Annotated in this window: 14 protein-coding genes and 1 tRNA gene; 5 read left to right on the forward strand and 10 right to left on the reverse strand. The window is 61.7% G+C overall.

Annotated features, from left to right (window positions below):
* Window positions 1–23: 23 nt before the first annotated feature.
* From CKW21_RS18140 to CKW21_RS18160, 5 genes are read left to right on the forward strand one after another with little or no spacing between them, the layout of a single operon-like run.
* Window positions 24–773, forward strand: coding sequence for an electron transfer flavoprotein subunit beta/FixA family protein (locus CKW21_RS18140; protein WP_095195324.1), 750 nt, complete (start codon window positions 24–26; stop codon window positions 771–773).
* The gene (locus tag CKW21_RS18145; protein WP_095195325.1) at window positions 773–1,717 is read left to right on the forward strand and encodes an electron transfer flavoprotein subunit alpha/FixB family protein; all 945 of its coding nucleotides are present in this window, start codon (window positions 773–775) and stop codon (window positions 1,715–1,717) included. The genes CKW21_RS18140 and CKW21_RS18145 overlap by 1 nt, the downstream gene beginning before the upstream one ends.
* Window positions 1,718–1,727: 10 nt before the next feature.
* Window positions 1,728–3,248: a 3-hydroxyacyl-CoA dehydrogenase gene (locus tag CKW21_RS18150; RefSeq protein WP_095195326.1), complete on the forward strand. Its 1,521-nt coding sequence runs from the start codon at window positions 1,728–1,730 to the stop codon at window positions 3,246–3,248.
* A complete protein-coding gene (locus CKW21_RS18155) occupies window positions 3,245–4,447 on the forward strand; it encodes a 3-oxoadipyl-CoA thiolase (protein ID WP_095195327.1) in 1,203 nt (400 codons plus the stop codon). The genes CKW21_RS18150 and CKW21_RS18155 overlap by 4 nt, the downstream gene beginning before the upstream one ends.
* Window positions 4,448–4,482: 35 nt before the next feature.
* Window positions 4,483–5,664 carry an acyl-CoA dehydrogenase gene (locus CKW21_RS18160; RefSeq protein ID WP_095195328.1) on the forward strand — a complete coding sequence of 394 codons (1,182 nt, stop codon included), beginning with the start codon at window positions 4,483–4,485 and terminating at the stop codon, window positions 5,662–5,664.
* Window positions 5,665–5,769: 105 nt separating this feature from the next.
* Here CKW21_RS18160 and CKW21_RS18165 read toward each other — a convergent pair whose 3' ends face one another.
* The 10 genes from CKW21_RS18165 to CKW21_RS18210 all read right to left on the reverse strand — a co-directional run bounded on the left by CKW21_RS18165 (window position 5,770) and on the right by CKW21_RS18210 (window position 15,383).
* Entirely contained in the window at window positions 5,770–6,459 is a 690-nt protein-coding gene (locus CKW21_RS18165) for a nitroreductase (RefSeq protein WP_095195329.1), read from the reverse strand.
* Between the two features lie 25 nt (window positions 6,460–6,484).
* Window positions 6,485–7,249 (reverse strand): MaoC family dehydratase N-terminal domain-containing protein, encoded by a 765-nt coding sequence (locus CKW21_RS18170; protein ID WP_095195330.1) that lies wholly within the window; start codon window positions 7,247–7,249, stop codon window positions 6,485–6,487.
* 5 nt (window positions 7,250–7,254) lie between these two features.
* Window positions 7,255–8,013 (reverse strand): 3-hydroxybutyrate dehydrogenase, encoded by a 759-nt coding sequence (locus tag CKW21_RS18175; protein WP_095195331.1) that lies wholly within the window; start codon window positions 8,011–8,013, stop codon window positions 7,255–7,257.
* 2 nt (window positions 8,014–8,015) lie between these two features.
* The gene (locus tag CKW21_RS18180) at window positions 8,016–9,980 is read right to left on the reverse strand and encodes an AMP-binding protein (RefSeq protein WP_095195366.1); all 1,965 of its coding nucleotides are present in this window, start codon (window positions 9,978–9,980) and stop codon (window positions 8,016–8,018) included.
* A gap of 29 nt (window positions 9,981–10,009) precedes the next feature.
* The gene (locus CKW21_RS18185; protein WP_095195332.1) at window positions 10,010–10,993 is read right to left on the reverse strand and encodes a branched-chain amino acid ABC transporter permease; all 984 of its coding nucleotides are present in this window, start codon (window positions 10,991–10,993) and stop codon (window positions 10,010–10,012) included.
* Window positions 10,994–10,997: 4 nt separating this feature from the next.
* Complete coding sequence (locus tag CKW21_RS18190; RefSeq protein ID WP_095195333.1) at window positions 10,998–11,885, reverse strand: branched-chain amino acid ABC transporter permease; 888 nt, start codon at window positions 11,883–11,885, stop codon at window positions 10,998–11,000.
* 21 nt (window positions 11,886–11,906) lie between these two features.
* Window positions 11,907–13,172, reverse strand: coding sequence for an ABC transporter substrate-binding protein (locus CKW21_RS18195; RefSeq protein ID WP_095195334.1), 1,266 nt, complete (start codon window positions 13,170–13,172; stop codon window positions 11,907–11,909).
* Between the two features lie 57 nt (window positions 13,173–13,229).
* Window positions 13,230–13,952 carry an ABC transporter ATP-binding protein gene (locus CKW21_RS18200; protein WP_095195335.1) on the reverse strand — a complete coding sequence of 241 codons (723 nt, stop codon included), beginning with the start codon at window positions 13,950–13,952 and terminating at the stop codon, window positions 13,230–13,232.
* Complete coding sequence (locus CKW21_RS18205; RefSeq protein WP_095195336.1) at window positions 13,945–14,703, reverse strand: ABC transporter ATP-binding protein; 759 nt, start codon at window positions 14,701–14,703, stop codon at window positions 13,945–13,947. Before CKW21_RS18205 ends, CKW21_RS18200 begins: the two co-directional genes overlap by 8 nt.
* Before the next feature lie 592 nt (window positions 14,704–15,295).
* A tRNA-Ser gene (locus tag CKW21_RS18210) sits at window positions 15,296–15,383 on the reverse strand.
* Window positions 15,384–15,433 lie beyond the last annotated feature (50 nt).

Below are 15,433 nucleotides of genomic sequence, written 5' to 3' on the forward strand. Positions count from 1 at the left end.
CTGCATTAACACGGGAACACATTATGAAAGTACTGGTTGCGGTAAAGCGTGTGGTTGATTTCAACGTCAAGGTTCGTGTCAAGGCGGACCACTCAGGCGTCGACCTGGCCAACGTCAAGATGGCGATGAATCCCTTCTGCGAAATTGCCGTGGAAGAAGCGGTGCGTTTGAAAGAACAGGGGATTGCCGCCGAGGTGGTGGTCGTCAGCATCGGCAGCAGTGCGGCGCAGGAACAACTGCGCACCGCGCTGGCGCTGGGTGCCGACCGAGCCATTTTGGTCGAAGCCGATGAAGACCTGGGGTCCCTGGCGGTGGCCAAACTGTTGAAAGCGGTTGTCGACAAGGAACAGCCTCAGTTGGTGATCCTCGGCAAGCAGTCCATCGACAGCGACAACAACCAGACCGGCCAAATGCTCGCGGCATTGAGCGGCTACGGTCAGGGAACCTTCGCTTCAAAAGTCGCCATCGACGGCGACTGCGTGACCGTGACCCGCGAAATCGACGGCGGCGCACAGACCGTCGCGCTGAAACTGCCGGCCATCGTCACCACCGACCTGCGACTGAACGAGCCGCGCTACGCGTCGCTACCCAACATCATGAAGGCCAAGAAGAAGCCGCTGGAGGTGCTCACACCGAGCGCCCTGGGTGTCAGTTGCGCGGGCACCGTGCAGACCCTGAAAGTCGAAGCACCGGCCGCACGCAGCGCCGGGATCAAGGTCAAGTCGGTGGCCGAACTGGTCGAGAAACTGAAGAACGAGGCGAAGGTAATCTAATGGCTATCCTGGTTATCGCTGAACACACCAATACCGCACTGGCGGCTGCCACCCTTAATACCGTGACCGCTGCGCAGCAGATCGGTGGCGACATTCATGTGCTGGTTGCAGGGCAGGGCGCGAGCGCCGTGGCTGAAGCGGCAGCGAAGGTCGCTGGGGTGACGAAAGTGCTGCTGGCCGACAACGCCGCTTATGCTCACCAACTGCCGGAAAACCTCGCGCCTCTGATCGTCGCGCTTGTCCGGGAAGCAGGGGCTGACCGCTACAGCCATATCCTCGCTGCCGCGACCAGTAACGGTAAGAACACCCTGCCGAGGGTTGCCGCACAACTGGATGTCGATCAGATCTCGGAGATCATCGCGGTCGAAAGTGCCGATACCTTCAAGCGCCCGATCTATGCGGGCAACGCCGTCGCGACGGTGCAGTCGTGCGCCGGCGTGAAGGTGATCACTGTACGGGGCACCGGGTTCGATGCCGCTGCGGCCGCAGGGAACAGCGCTGCCATCGAAACGCTGACCCTGGTCACCGACAGCGGTCAGTCGGTTTTTGTCAGTGAAGAACTGGCCAGGTCCGATCGCCCGGAGCTGACGGCCGCGAAGATCGTCGTGTCGGGTGGCCGGGGCATGCAGAACGGCGACAACTTCAAACACCTCTATGCGTTGGCCGACAAGCTCGGCGCGGGCGTGGGGGCGTCGCGTGCGGCGGTCGATGCAGGCTTTGTACCGAACGACATGCAGGTCGGCCAGACCGGCAAGATCGTTGCGCCGCAGTTGTACATCGCGGTGGGCATCTCCGGTGCCATCCAGCATCTGGCCGGCATGAAGGATTCCAAAGTGATCGTGGCGATCAACAAGGACGAAGAGGCGCCGATCTTCCAGGTGGCCGATTACGGCCTGGTGGCGGATTTATTCGACGCTGTGCCGGAACTGGAACGGGCGATCTGAGGAGGTGCTTGTGAATACGTTCAAACAAATCGGTGTGATCGGCAGCGGTGCGATGGGCCGGGGAATCGCTCAGTTGTTCGCCACCGCAGGCGTTCCAGTGTTGCTGTACGACAGCCGTAGCGAAGCGACGGAGGAGGCGTTACAAGCCAATCGGGCTTTGCTTGAGCGCTCTGGCGCCAAGGGCAAGTTAAGCGATGAAGCGCTGGCGACCGCACTGGCGTGCATGCGACCGGCCATCAGCCTTGAAGCCTTGGCCGATTGCGATTTATTGATCGAGGCGATCGTTGAAAACCTCGAGGCCAAGCAGGCGTTGTTTCGTGCGCTGGAGCACGTGGTCAGGGCCGACGCGGTACTGGCGACCAACACTTCCTCCTTGTCGGTGAGCCTGATCGCCAGTGCCTGCCGGCATCCTGAGCGGGTGGCCGGGTTTCACTTTTTCAACCCGGTACCACTGATGAAAATCGTCGAGGTGGTGCGTGGTGAGCGGACCGACCCGCAGGTGGTCAAGCGCCTGGTGACACTGGCCGGCCACGCAGGACATTTTGCCGCGACGACGCCAGACTCGCCGGGCTTCCTGGTCAATCATGCCGGCCGAGCCTTCGGTCCGGAGGCGTTGCGTATCCTGGGCGAAGGAATCGCGACCCCGGCGCAAATCGATCGCATCCTCAAGGACAGCCTCGGCTTTCGCATGGGGCCGTTCGAACTGTTCGACCTGGTCGGCCTCGACATCGCCCATGCGGTGATGGAGTCGATTCATACCCAGTTTTACCAGGACCCGCGCTACACCCCATCGGCGCTGGTGCCACCGCGTCTGGCCAGTGGCTTGTTGGGGCGCAAGACCGGGCAGGGCTTCTATCGCTACCAGGACGGTCGCGTGGTCGAGCAAGCAGAGCAGGCGCCGCCGCCAGTGGCGATCACCCAGCCGTTCTGGCTGGACTGCGACGACTCGGCGATGCGCGAGCGGATCGCTGCGGTACTGTCGGTTGCCGGCGTGGTGCTGGAGCAGGGTGATCAACCGAGTGCGAATGCCATCTGCCTGGTCACGCCCTTGGGCGAGGATGCCAGCAGCGTGATCGCCCGCAAGCGACTGCCACCGCGACGCAGTCTGGCGCTGGAGACCTTTGTCGGCTTCGATTCGCGTCGCGTGCTGATGCGTCAACCGGCGCTCGACGCACCGGTGCTGGCGCAAGCACGCCAGGCCCTGGGCGCCGATGGCGTGCCGGTGGAGGTCATCAATGACTCGCCGGGCTTCATCGCCCAGCGTGTACTCGCCGGGATCGTCAACCTGGGTTGCGAGATTGCCCAGCGTCGTATCGCCGACCCCGCAATCCTCGACCGTGCAGTGCAGTTGGCCCTCGGTTACCCCCATGGTCCGCTGGGTTTTGGCGACCATTACGGCGCGGCGCAGATCCAGCAGATCCTGCACCAATTGCATGAGCTGTATCAGGAACCGCGTTATCGGGTCAGTCCCTGGCTGCGGCGCCGGGTCCAGCTCAACCTGCCACTGACCACTGCCGAGGATCACGCATGACGGCCTATATCTACGATGGCCTGCGTTCGCCGTTCGGTCGCCATGCCGGGGCTCTGGCCGGTGTGCGCCCCGATGATCTGCTGGCCAGTGTGGTGCGTGCCCTGGTGGCGCGTAACCCGTTCGACATGTGTGACTACGAGGACCTGATCGCCGGCTGCAGCAGTCAGGCGGGGGAGGACGGGCGTAACCTGGCACGTCATGTGGCGCTGCTGTCCGGCCTGCCAACGACGGTGGGCGGTTTGACCGTCAATCGCCTGTGCGGCTCCGGCCTGGCGGCCGTGCTGGATGCTGCCCGCGCCGTGCGCTGCGGCGAAGGCGAGCTGTTTGTTGCCAGTGGCGTCGAGAGCATGAGTCGTGCGCCGTTCGTGGTGGCCAAGGCGCAAAGCGCCTGGTCCCGAGATTTTCAGGTGTGCGACAGCACCCTCGGCGCACGCTTTCCCAATCCGAAGGTAGAGTCCGGGTTCGGCGCCGATTCGATGCCGCAGACGGCGGACAACGTCGCCCGTGAACTGAGCATCACTCGCGAGGAAGCCGACATCTATGCCGCGCGCAGTCAGGCGTTGTTCGACGCGGCGGTGCGCGATGGTTTCCAGGCCGGTGAAATCCTGCCGATCGAAGTGCCGCAAGGGCGCAAGCAGCCACCGAAGATCGTCGACCGTGACGAGCATCCGCGCCCGCAAAGTAACTTCGAGGCGCTGTCGGACCTGCAACCGCTGTTTGACGGCGGCGTTGTCACGGCGGGCAACGCTTCGGGCATCAACGATGGCGCGGCGGCGCTGCTGATTGGCTCGCGGGCCATGGGTGAGAAGGTCGGGCTCAAGCCCCGGGCGCGCATTCTGGCGGGCGCCGTGGCCGGTGTCGAACCGCGCCTGATGGGCCTTGGCCCGGTGCCGGCCTGCACCAAGGCGTTGCAGCGCGCAGGTTTGAGCCTGGCTGACATGGACCTGATCGAAATCAACGAAGCATTTGCCGCGCAAGTGCTCGGCTGTGCCCGGCAACTCGGCGTGGCCTTCGATGATCCGCGCTTGAATCCCAACGGTGGTGCCATTGCCATCGGCCATCCACTCGGTGCTTCCGGCGCTCGCCTGGCCTACAGCGCGGTGCGTCAACTGGAACGCAGCAACGGGCGCTACGCCCTGGTCAGCCTGTGCATTGGCCTGGGCCAGGGCATTGCCTGCGTGATCGAACGCCTCGACTGACAACCCCTGACAAGAACCAAACCGGAGAATAACCCATGGCCAACAAGGCAAGCTTCAACTGGATCGACCCGTTGCTGCTGGATCAGCAACTGACCGAAGAAGAGCGCATGGTGCGCGACAGCGCCCAGCAGTTCGCCGCTGACAAGCTGGCGCCACGGGTGCTGGAGGCGTTTCGTCATGAACAGACTGACCCGGCAATTTTTCGCGAGATGGGCGAGACCGGCCTGCTGGGCGCCACCATTCCTGAAGCCTACGGTGGCAGTGGCCTGAACTATGTGTGCTATGGCCTGATCGCCCGGGAAGTCGAGCGCGTGGACTCGGGCTATCGCTCAATGATGAGCGTGCAATCCTCGCTGGTGATGGTGCCGATCAATGAGTTCGGCAACGAAGCCACCAAGCAGAAGTACCTGCCAAAGCTGGCCAGCGGTCATTACATCGGCTGTTTTGGTCTGACCGAACCGAACCATGGCTCCGATCCGGGCTCGATGATTACCCGGGCGCGAAAAGTCGACGGTGGTTACCGCCTGACCGGGAGCAAGATGTGGATCACCAATAGCCCGATCGCCGATGTCTTCGTGGTCTGGGCCAAGGACGATGAAGGGCAGATTCGCGGTTTTGTCCTGGAGAAGGGCTGGCAGGGCCTGAGTGCGCCGGTTATTCACGGCAAGGTCGGGCTGCGTGCGTCGATCACCGGTGAAATCGTCATGGACAATGTGTTCTGTCCTGAAGAGAACGCCTTCCCGGATGTGCGCGGTCTGCGCGGTCCGTTCACCTGCCTGAACTCGGCGCGTTACGGCATCGCCTGGGGCGCGCTGGGTGCGGCCGAAGATTGCTGGCACACCGCGCGCCAATACGTGCTGGATCGCCAGCAGTTCGGTCGCCCGCTGGCTGCCAACCAGTTGATCCAGAAAAAGCTGGCGGACATGCAGACCGAAATTACCCTGGCCCTGCAAGGTTGCCTGCGTCTGGGGCGGATGAAGGACGAAGGTACCGCCGCGGTCGAAATCACCTCGATCATGAAGCGCAACAGTTGCGGCAAGTCGCTGGACATCGCGCGCCTGGCGCGGGACATGTTGGGTGGCAATGGCATCAGCGACGAGTTCGGCGTGGCCCGTCATCTGGTCAATCTGGAAGTGGTCAACACCTACGAAGGCACCCACGACGTGCATGCGTTGATCCTCGGTCGGGCGCAGACCGGTCTCCAGGCGTTTTTCTGATGTTCGTCTGACAACAAGTGTTCGACCGGCAAATCTGAAGCCGGCGACAAGCCAGAAAAAGGCGATGGTCATGACACCATCGCCTTTTTCATTGTGCCTGGCTGCCTACCCCGGCACGCGCTCAGGGAAACCATGAAAGGACGTGAACGCGGCGACCGGCTCGCGCTGTGTCTGCAGGCTGTTTTCCGGTGCATCGCGGTCCTCATGCCCGAGTGCGATGCCGCAGACCAGGATGTCCTCATCCGCCAGGGGTACATGACGGCGGACGATCTGGTGATACCAGGCGAACGCGGCCTGGGGGCAGGTGTGCAGGCCCTGCCCGCGTGCGGCAAGCATGATGTTTTGAATGAACATGCCCAGGTCGATGTAGCTGCCGGTATTGAGTCGGCGATCGAGGCTGATCAACAGGCCGACCGGCGCGTCGAAGAAGTGAAAGTTGCGCAGGTTCTGATGCTCGCGGGCCTCGCGATCGTTGCGGTCGATGCCGAGCGCTTCATACAGGCCATAACCGGATGCGCGGCGACGGCTCTGATAGGGTTCGAACCAGTTGTCCGGGTAGTACTGATATTCAGGGTCATGCTGACCGGGTTGGGTTGTGGTAGACGCCAGGATATCGGCACACAGCGCCTGCTTGGCATCGCCGGTCAGCGCATGGACATGCCATGGCTGCACGTTGTTGCCGCTGGGCGCGCGCGCGGCGACCTTGAGGATATGTTCAATCACCGGCTTCGAAATGCCCATGGGCAGGAAGCGGCGGACCGATTTGCGTGAGCGTATAGCGTTGTCTACGTGCATGGATTTTCTCCGGATTTTGCGCGGTTCAATCGAGTTCGGCGTAGCCTCTGATTCGAATACGATTGTGCTCGTTGGCCAGTATGAGATTTAGACGGGTGCCGCCTGCCTGGTACAGCCTCGGGTGATCTCCCAGGGCAATGGGCGACAGGAATCGCACGCCAAAACGGCGCAGGCGCGAACCAGGCAGTAGACTGCCGAGTAACCCCATTCCGAGCATGCCCTGGGCAAACACGTCCGGGTGCCCGGCCATCTGCGCAATGGCCGGTTCCAGATGGACGCGGTTGTGATCCCCCGAGGCGCTGGCAAAGGCCCGGATCTGTTCCCGATTGATCTCGGTTGCGGCAAGTACAGGTTGCGTGTCTTGGGTCTCGAGCACCGGCCCGACGCTGGGTGCGCCCGGTTTCAGCAGGGCAACGTAGAGACTGAGCATCTCGCACGCCAGTGAACCGTCCGCGGCGAACAACCGGGTTTGCTTGTGCAGCAGGCTGAAACGCGGCTTGGTGATGACCTCGCTCAGGTGTGCGCTGCTGCGGTAGACGAGGCCTGGTTGCAATGGCTGGAGGTAGCGGAAATGTTGTTCGCCATGCAGCAGTTGATGGGCCTCAAGCCCGGTCAAAGTGAACAGCTGCCTGACCACGTCCCGGTCCATGTCGGCACTGTAGGCCAGGGTCGGCGGCTGATTGCAGTTCGGGGGCATGCCAATGGCCTGATTGAGGGCTAAAACGCGCTCGGCATCGAACGACCATTGGTATTCAGGGAACCGGTAGCCAGCAAGCGCAGTGAGACCCATGCCGGTCACCAGCCGCCAGACACGCTGAGCGACTCACCGGTGATGGCGCGTGCAGCGTGGGAGGCGAGGTAAACAGCGCTGTCGCCGATCTCGCTGGGCTCCAGCAGGCGCTTGAGGGGTTGGCGCGCCAGGATATGGCGTTGCAGGGCTTGCTCTTCGCTGATGTGGTCCTGGGCCGCCAACTGCGGCAGCTGGTTTTCCACCAGAGAAGTGCGCACGGCGCCAGGTAATATAGCGTTGGCGGTGATCCCTTGATTCACGGTTTCAAGGGCCAGGGTCCGGGTCAGGCCGATCAGGCCGTGTTTGGCGGCCACGTAGGCGCTCTTGTAGGGCGAGGCCAGTTTGCCGTGCACCGAGGCGATATTGATGATGCGCCCGCTCCGCTGTTCGAGCATGCCCGGCAGGGCGTGTTTGCTCATCAGGAAAGGCCCCGTCAGCATCACGGCCAACAGGGTGTTCCATTGCGACAGCGGGAACTCCTGCACGGGCGCGATGTGCTGCAGTCCGGCGTTGTTCACCAGCACATCCACTGCGCCGTGCTCCGCCAGCAGTTGCTCATAAAAGGAGACGATCTGCGCTTCGCTGGTGACGTCCAGCGCATAGGCGCGGGCGTTGGGCAGGCTGTTCGCCGCCTGCTCGGCGGCCGTCAGATTGACGTCGCACAAGGCCACGAAATCACCCTGGGCGGCGAAGGCCCGGGCAATCGCCAGGCCGATGCCCTGGGCGGCGCCGGTAACCACTACGGTACGTTGCGTCCGGTTCATGTTCAGGCTCCCGTTGATGCCGGTTGCTGGTGGCAGCGACTGATGACGCCAAGGGCGGCGGGATTTTCCATCGACGTCAGGTCGCCGGCGTCCTGGCCCAGATAAGCGGCGCGAATCACCCGGCGCATGACCTTGCCATTGCGGGTCTTGGGCAGCTCGCTGACGTAGTGCAAATGCTTGGGGCGCATCGCCTTGCCCAGCCGGGCACCAATCAGGCCAAGCAGTTCCGTTTCCAGTTCGGGGGTCGGTTCGCTGCCTGGAAGGAGCACCACGAAGCACACCGGGGCTTCACCCTTGATCTCGTCGGGAATGCCGATGGCCCCGGCTTCCAGCACCTGGGCGTGGCTGACCAGGATCGACTCCATTTCGGCTGGGCCGATCCGCTTGCCGGCCACGTTCAAGGTGTCATCGGAGCGACCGGTGATGGTCCAGAAACCTTCGTCATCGATGATCGCCCAGTCGCCGTGCACCCAGGTTTCAGGGAAACGGTTGAAGTACGAGTCTTCATAGCGCTGCGGTTCCTGCCAGAAGCTTTGGGTCATGCCGATCCATGGCTGGCGCAGCACCAGCTCGCCCAGCGTCTGGCGCACCGGCTGGCCCTGGCTATCGCAGACATCAGCCGCCATGCCCGGCATGCGACTGTTGAAGGTCACCGGGGATATCGGCTTGATCAGTACATTGGTCAGGATGCCGCCGCCGATTTCGGTGCCACCGGCATAGTTGATGATCGGATAACGGCCCTGGCCTACGGTGTTGAATAGCCACAGCCAGGGCTCCGGGTTCCAGGGCTCGCCGGTCGAGGTGAAGGTGCGCAAGGCGCTCAGGTCATGACCTTGGGCAACGGCATCACCATGCTGCATCAGCGAACGGACCAGCGTGGGTGATACGCCGATGTGGGTGGCCTGATGGCGTGCGCCCAGCGTCCACACCCGATCCGCTTGCGGGTAGTCCGGCGAGCCTTCATAGATGATGGCGCAGGCACCGTTGATCAGGCTGCCGAAGACCACCACCGGGCCGGTCAGCCAGCCCATGTCGGTGATCCAGAACAGGCGGTCGTTCTGTCCGACATCCATGCACAAACCCACATCCAGTGCCGCCTTGAGCGGAAATCCGCTGTGGGTATGCACCGCGCCCTTGGGCTTGCCGGTGGTGCCGGAGGTATAAATGATCATCATCGGTGACTGGCTGTCCATGACCGCTGTCGGGCACTGGCTGCCGTCACAGGCTTGCAGTGTGGCAAAGTCCAGATCGCGGTTTGAATGCCAGGGGATGTCCCGCCCCAGGCGCCGCACCACCACCACTTTTTCCAGCGACGGGCTCAGTGCGGCAGCCTTGTCGGCCTCTTCCTTCATGGCAATCACTCTGCCACGCCGCATGAAGCCGTCGGCAGTGATCAGCAATTTGGCCCCGCAGGCTTCAATGCGCGTGGCCAGTGCTTCGGCGCCATAGCCGGAGAAGGCGGGCGTGAAAATCGCACCGAGCTTGACCACCGCCAACAACGCGACCACGGTCTCGATCAGCATCGGCATGAAGATGGCCACGCGGTCACCGCTGACCACGCCCAGTTCGCTCAGGCCCTGTGCGACGTTGTTGACCCGTCGCGCCAGCTCGCCATAGCTCACTTCAAGACACTGGCCGTCTTCACCTTCCCAGATCAACGCGGCTTTCTGCGCGTGCTCCGGGTCGACAGCCCAGCGCTCCAGCGCCGTGCGCAGGATGTTGAGCCGGCCGCCCTCGTACCAGCGCGGATGCTTGATGCCACCAGCGGTATTGAGTGGCGTTTGATAGGGCGCATCCCAGACAATGCCGAGGGCCTGTTCCAGGGCGCTGGCGAACCATTGCGGATCGTTAGTGGAACGCTCGATGAAGGCGTCATGGTCAGTCTCGCCCACTTTCTTCATCCACTGATGCAGGCGCGTACGTCGAATGAAATCGGTTGACGGCGTCCAGACGGCGGAGGTGTTCATGGTCATGTCCTTATCGCTGATCAATGGGGTCACTTGAAATTCTTCTTCACAAGCAGCTTGATCGATCCGACTACACCGCAGCGGAAGCAGAGTACGCAGAGCACGAAAATGCAGCCGAGGATCGGGGTGCCCCAGGTGCCCAGCGGCGATTGCGCCAGCAGGTGTTGCAGCGAGATCACAATGCCGGCACCGACGAAAGGGCCGAGCAGGGTGCCGACGCCGCCGAGCAAGGTCATCAGCACCACCTCGCCGGACATGTGCCAGTGTGCATCCGACAAGGTTGCCAGCTGAAACACCACGGCCTTGGTGGAACCAGCCAGGCCGGCGATGCCTGATGAAATGACGAAGGCCAGCCACTTATACCGAGTGACGTTGTAACCCAGTGACGTGGCGCGGTCTTCGTTCTCGCGAATCGCCTGCAGAATCTGCCCGAAAGGCGAGTGCACCACGCGCTTGACCAGGGCGAAGCCAAGCACGGTGATGGCCAGCACGAAGTAGTACATGGCGTGGTTGTCCGCCAGGTCGATGAAACCCAGCAGCTTGCCGCGACTGATGCCGTGCAGGCCATCTTCGCCGCCGGTGGCGGGCACCTTGAGGAACAGGAAGTAGAGCAGTTGCGCGAGGGCCAGGGTGATCATCGCGAAGTAAATGCCCTGCCTGCGAATCGCCAGTGCACCGAACAGCGCACCAACCAGCGCGGCAGCGGCAGTACCGACGATGATCGCCAATTCCGGGCCGATGCCCGGGTGTTGGCTCAACAGATAGCCGGTGCTGTAGCCGCCCGCGGCAAGAAACGCGGCATGCCCGAAAGACAGCAGGCCGGTATAGCCCAGCAACAGGTTGAACGAGCAGGCAAACAGGCCGAAGCACAACAGCTTCATCAGGAACACCGGGTAGGCGACCCAGGGGGCGATCAAGCCGATCGCGATCAGCGTGATGTACAGGGTGTTGAGCTGGCGTTGCTCACGGATCCCGCGCTGTTGCGCGAAGGTCAGTAGAGATTGAGTGTTCATGGGCTTACGCCTCCTTTCCGAACAGACCGTTGGGGCGTACCAGCAGCACCAGGATCATCACGAGGAAAATCACGGTGCCGGATGATTCGGGCCAGAACACTTTGGTCAGGCCTTCGATCAGGCCCATGGCGACCCCGGTGAGGATCGCGCCCATGATCGAACCCATCCCGCCGATGACCACCACTGCGAACACCACGATCAGCAAGTTGGAGCCCATGGTCGGCGACACCGAGTAGATCGGTGCCGCCAACACGCCGGCGAAGGCCGCCAATGCCACGCTGAAGCCGTAGGTGAGGGTGGTCAGCAGCGGCACGTTGACCCCGAAGGCCTGCATCAGCGCGGGCTTTTCGGTGCCCGCGCGAAGGTAGGCGCCCAGGCGCGTCTTCTCGATCACATACCAGGTGAACAGGCACATCCCCAAACCGGCCGCCAACACCCAGGCGCGGTAGGCCGGCAGGAACATGAAGTCCAGCTTGAAGCCGCCTTGCAGCGACGGCGGAATCGGATAATTGCTGCCAGACACGCCGAACAAGTTGATGAAGCTGCCCTCGATGACCATGGCCAGGCCGAACGTCAACAACAGGCCGTAGAGATGATCCAGGTGCGCGATGCGCCGCAGCAGCAAGCGTTCGATCAATATCCCCAGGGCGCCGATCAACAGCGGCACCAGAAACAGTGCGGCCCAATAGTTCACGTTCAGATACTTGAGCAATAGCAGTGCGGTGAAGGCGCCCAGCATGTATTGAGCGCCGTGGGCGAAGTTGATGATCCGCAACAGGCCAAAGATCACCGCCAGGCCCAGGCTCAACAACGCATAGAACGCGCCGTTGATCAGGCCCAGCAGTAACTGGCCGAACAGCGCTGCCAGGGGTACCCCGAAAAGCATGGTCATGTCAGTCGTCCTCGGGTTTTGTCACGGGCGCAAGGCGCTGGCGACCTTCTGATCAGCGTTCACCAACTTGCACTTGCTTTGCGAAAGCGGCAGGAAAGCCTCATCCGCAGGGATGGTGCCGAGGATCTTGAACAGGTCCCACTCACCCATGGACTCCTCGGGTGTTTTCACCTGGGCCAGATACATGTCATGCACCATGCGGCCATCGACCCGAACCCGGCCGTTCCTGGTGAACATATCGTTGATCGGGGTCTTCATCATGTACTCGCGCACGGTCTGCGGGTCGTCGGAGCCGGTGGCTTCGACCGCTTTGAGGTACTGATACGTGCTGGAGTACATGCCGGCCTGAACCATGGTCGGCATGCGCTTGGTCCGCTCGAAATAACGCTTGGCCCAGGCGCGGGATTCATCATTCATGTCCCAGTACCAGCCGGACACGAACTTTGTCCCCTGGGCCGTGGGCAGGCCGATGGCTTTGATGTCGGTGATGAAGACCATGAGGCTGGCCAGGGTCTGGCCGGACTCCATCAGGCCGAATTGCTTGGCGGTGGAAATGGCATTGACCAAATCGGAGCCGGCACTGGCAAGGCCGATGATCTTGGCGCCGGAGGCCTGGGCTTGCAGGATGTACGAGGAAAAATCGCTGGTCTGGAACGGGTGGTTGGCCTTGCCGATGACTTTTCCGCCGTTTTCGATCACGGCCTTCGACACCTGCGCTTCCATGGCGTGGCCAAAGGCGTAGTCGGCGCTGAGCATGTACCAGGTGTCACCGCCACTGGCGACGATGGCTTTGGCCGCTCCGTTGGAGACCGAGTAAGTGTCGTACACATAGTGCAGATGGTTGGGCGTGCAGTATTCGTTGGTCAGGCTGGCAGCGGCGGCAGTGGAGACGATGGCGAAACGGTGCTTTTCCTCCACCAGCCGGGTGACCGCGATAGCCACCGGCGAGGCGTTCAAACCGGCGATCAGGTCGACATTGCGCCGGTCGATCCACTCGCGGCTGATGTTCGCGCCCAGGTCGGCGTTGTTCTTGTGGTCGGCGGAAAACAGCTCGACTTTGTTCTGGCCGATCTTGCCACCCATGTCCTCGATGGCCATGCGAATGGCTTCCAGGCCGCCTGGGCCGGCGAGATCGCTGTAGGGGCCGCTCAGGTCATCGAGGTAGCCGATGCGAATTTCATCGTCGCTGATGCTGGCTTGGGCAGGGCTGGCGAGCAGACCGGCGAACAGGCTGGCGATGATCGTCCGGGTCATGGGGGCGGTACTGAAATTGAATGCTGCTGACATGCGAATCTCCACGGCTTGAGAGCGCGCTAATTGTTGTTATGGGTCGGTACAGCAGGGTCAAACGCCGAGCATGGCGTTGAGTTGGTCGCGTTTGCCGTCCAGTTCTGCGGCGGTGAAGTGTTCGACGACCTGGCCGTGCTCGATCAGGTAATGACGATCGGCCAGGGGCGCGGCAAAGCGGAAGTTCTGCTCCACCAGCACGATGGTGATACCCCGGCGCTTGAGCTCCACCAGCACTTCGCCCAGGCGCTCGACGATCACCGGGGCCAGGCCTTCAGTGATCTCGTCGAGCAGCAGCAGGTTCGCCCCGGTGCGCAGGATTCGAGCCATGGCCAGCATCTGTTGTTCGCCACCGGACAGACGCGTGCCCTGGCTTTTACGACGCTCGTAGAGGTTGGGGAACATGTCGAAGATTTCGTCCAGCGACATGCCGCCACTGGCCACGGTCGGCGGCAGCATGAGATTTTCTTCGACGTTCAGGCTGGCGAAGATGCCGCGCTCTTCCGGGCAGAACCCCACGCCGAGGCGGGCGATCTGGTGCGCAGCGATTTTCACGGTTTCCTGGCCGTTGATGCAGATCGAGCCGCTGCATCGGCCGACCATGCCCATGATCGATTTCAAGATGGTGCTGCGGCCGGCGCCGTTGCGTCCTAGCAGTGTGACCAATTCACCGCGATTGACCGTCATGTCGACGCCGTGAAGGATGTGCGATTCGCCGTAGAAGGCATGCACGTTGGTCAGGCGCAGTTGTTCGCGTGGTTGATTGTGTGCCTCAGACATGTTCAGCCTCCTTGCCCATGTAGGCTTCGCGTACCAACGGGTTGGCCGATACGCTGGCGTAGTCGCCTTCGGCCAGCACGCTGCCGCGCGCCAGTACCGTGATGCGATGGCACAGGCTGCTGACGACGCGCAGGTTGTGCTCGACCATCAGCACCGTGCGACCCACTGCGACCTTGCGGATCAGTTCAACCACTCGCTCGACGTCCTCGTGGCCCATGCCCTGGGTCGGTTCGTCGAGCAGCATCACCTTGGGTTCCAGGGCCAGGGTCGTGGCCAGTTCCAGTGCGCGCTTGCGCCCATAGGGCAGCTCAGCGGTCTTGTGCAGGGCGAAATCCTGCAGGTCGACTAGTTCGAGCAGGTGCATGGCACGCTGGTTGAGGTGGTCGAGGGAGTTGGCGGGTTTCCAGAAGTGGAAGCTGGTGCCGAGTTCGCGTTGTAAAGCTACGCGGACGTTTTCCAGCACGCTCATCTGGCCGAACACGGCCGATATCTGAAAGGAGCGCACCAGCCCCAGGCGGGCGATCCGGTCAGGCGCCAGCTTGCCGATGGCTTGCCCTTGATACAGCACCGCACCGCGGGTGGCTGGCAGGAAGCGGGTCAGCAGATTGAAGACCGTGGATTTGCCGGCACCGTTGGGGCCGATCAGGGCATGGATATGCCCCTCCTGCACTTGAAGATCGACCGAATCCACGGCGGTGAAGCCACTGAACTCCTTGGTCAAGCCCCGGGTTTCGAGAATGACATTGCTCATCGCTATCCTTCCTGCCTGGTGATGGTTTGCTTGGCTGAATGGCCCCACACACGTCTCAGTCAACCTTGACCGACTGGCGCGCATCCAAGTGAGGAGCCATTCGGCACTGCAGCCCGAAAGCAAGAAGGGTTATAGGTAATCATATTGTCATTAAAGCCGATGATTCGGCTCTGACTGGAACGGACGATTGACATCTTTTTTGTGCTTTGTTTCATTTTAAGCACCTAATTCACAGGGTTTGATTGTTTTTATGGCGATGTGAATGCTTTTCTGATGGGCTCGACGATACGCTTCGACATTTATAAATGTCAACATGTTGTCTTTATGTTGATGGGTGCAGCCAGCACTGCCTACGTCACTCGACTGCGAGGCGCCGTCTCGGACGGTGACTGAAATCAAGCTTTCGGCGGAGTTTCTACTGGCTTATTGGAGGGTTTCGGCTATCAACCCGATTTGGGCAGAAGAAGTGGTATCGGAGGAGGGGTGGAATGACCGAAAGATGCGGAAACGATCCAGAAGAAGTGGTGCAACAGAAATTGCGCACACCAGAAACGACAAAGCCCTGAATAATCAGGGCTTTGTCGTATAAAGATGGCGGAGGCGATGGGATTCGAACTCATGGACCTGTTACAGTCGACGGTTTTCAAGACCGTTGCCTTAAACCACTCGGCCACACCTCCGTTTGCGTTGCGGGCGCCATAATACCTGAATGAAACACACTGTCAAACTC

The organism is Pseudomonas sp. Irchel 3A7, from assembly GCF_900187565.1.
Lineage (GTDB): Bacteria > Pseudomonadota > Gammaproteobacteria > Pseudomonadales > Pseudomonadaceae > Aquipseudomonas.

What these genes read in the sequence shown, in the direction of transcription:
- CKW21_RS18140 (WP_095195324.1), top strand. Translation starts at nt 24, where the DNA reads ATGAAAGTACTGGTTGCGGTAAAGCGTGTGGTTGATTTCAACGTCAAG.
- CKW21_RS18145 (WP_095195325.1), top strand. Translation starts at nt 773, where the DNA reads ATGGCTATCCTGGTTATCGCTGAACACACCAATACCGCACTGGCGGCT.
- CKW21_RS18155 (WP_095195327.1), top strand. Translation starts at nt 3,245, where the DNA reads ATGACGGCCTATATCTACGATGGCCTGCGTTCGCCGTTCGGTCGCCAT.
- CKW21_RS18160 (WP_095195328.1), top strand. Translation starts at nt 4,483, where the DNA reads ATGGCCAACAAGGCAAGCTTCAACTGGATCGACCCGTTGCTGCTGGAT.
- CKW21_RS18165 (WP_095195329.1), bottom strand. Translation starts at nt 6,459, where the DNA reads ATGCACGTAGACAACGCTATACGCTCACGCAAATCGGTCCGCCGCTTC.
- CKW21_RS18170 (WP_095195330.1), bottom strand. Translation starts at nt 7,249, where the DNA reads ATGGGTCTCACTGCGCTTGCTGGCTACCGGTTCCCTGAATACCAATGG.
- CKW21_RS18175 (WP_095195331.1), bottom strand. Translation starts at nt 8,013, where the DNA reads ATGAACCGGACGCAACGTACCGTAGTGGTTACCGGCGCCGCCCAGGGC.
- CKW21_RS18180 (WP_095195366.1), bottom strand. Translation starts at nt 9,980, where the DNA reads ATGAACACCTCCGCCGTCTGGACGCCGTCAACCGATTTCATTCGACGT.
- CKW21_RS18185 (WP_095195332.1), bottom strand. Translation starts at nt 10,993, where the DNA reads ATGAACACTCAATCTCTACTGACCTTCGCGCAACAGCGCGGGATCCGT.
- CKW21_RS18190 (WP_095195333.1), bottom strand. Translation starts at nt 11,885, where the DNA reads ATGACCATGCTTTTCGGGGTACCCCTGGCAGCGCTGTTCGGCCAGTTA.
- CKW21_RS18195 (WP_095195334.1), bottom strand. Translation starts at nt 13,172, where the DNA reads ATGTCAGCAGCATTCAATTTCAGTACCGCCCCCATGACCCGGACGATC.
- CKW21_RS18200 (WP_095195335.1), bottom strand. Translation starts at nt 13,952, where the DNA reads ATGTCTGAGGCACACAATCAACCACGCGAACAACTGCGCCTGACCAAC.
- CKW21_RS18205 (WP_095195336.1), bottom strand. Translation starts at nt 14,703, where the DNA reads ATGAGCAATGTCATTCTCGAAACCCGGGGCTTGACCAAGGAGTTCAGT.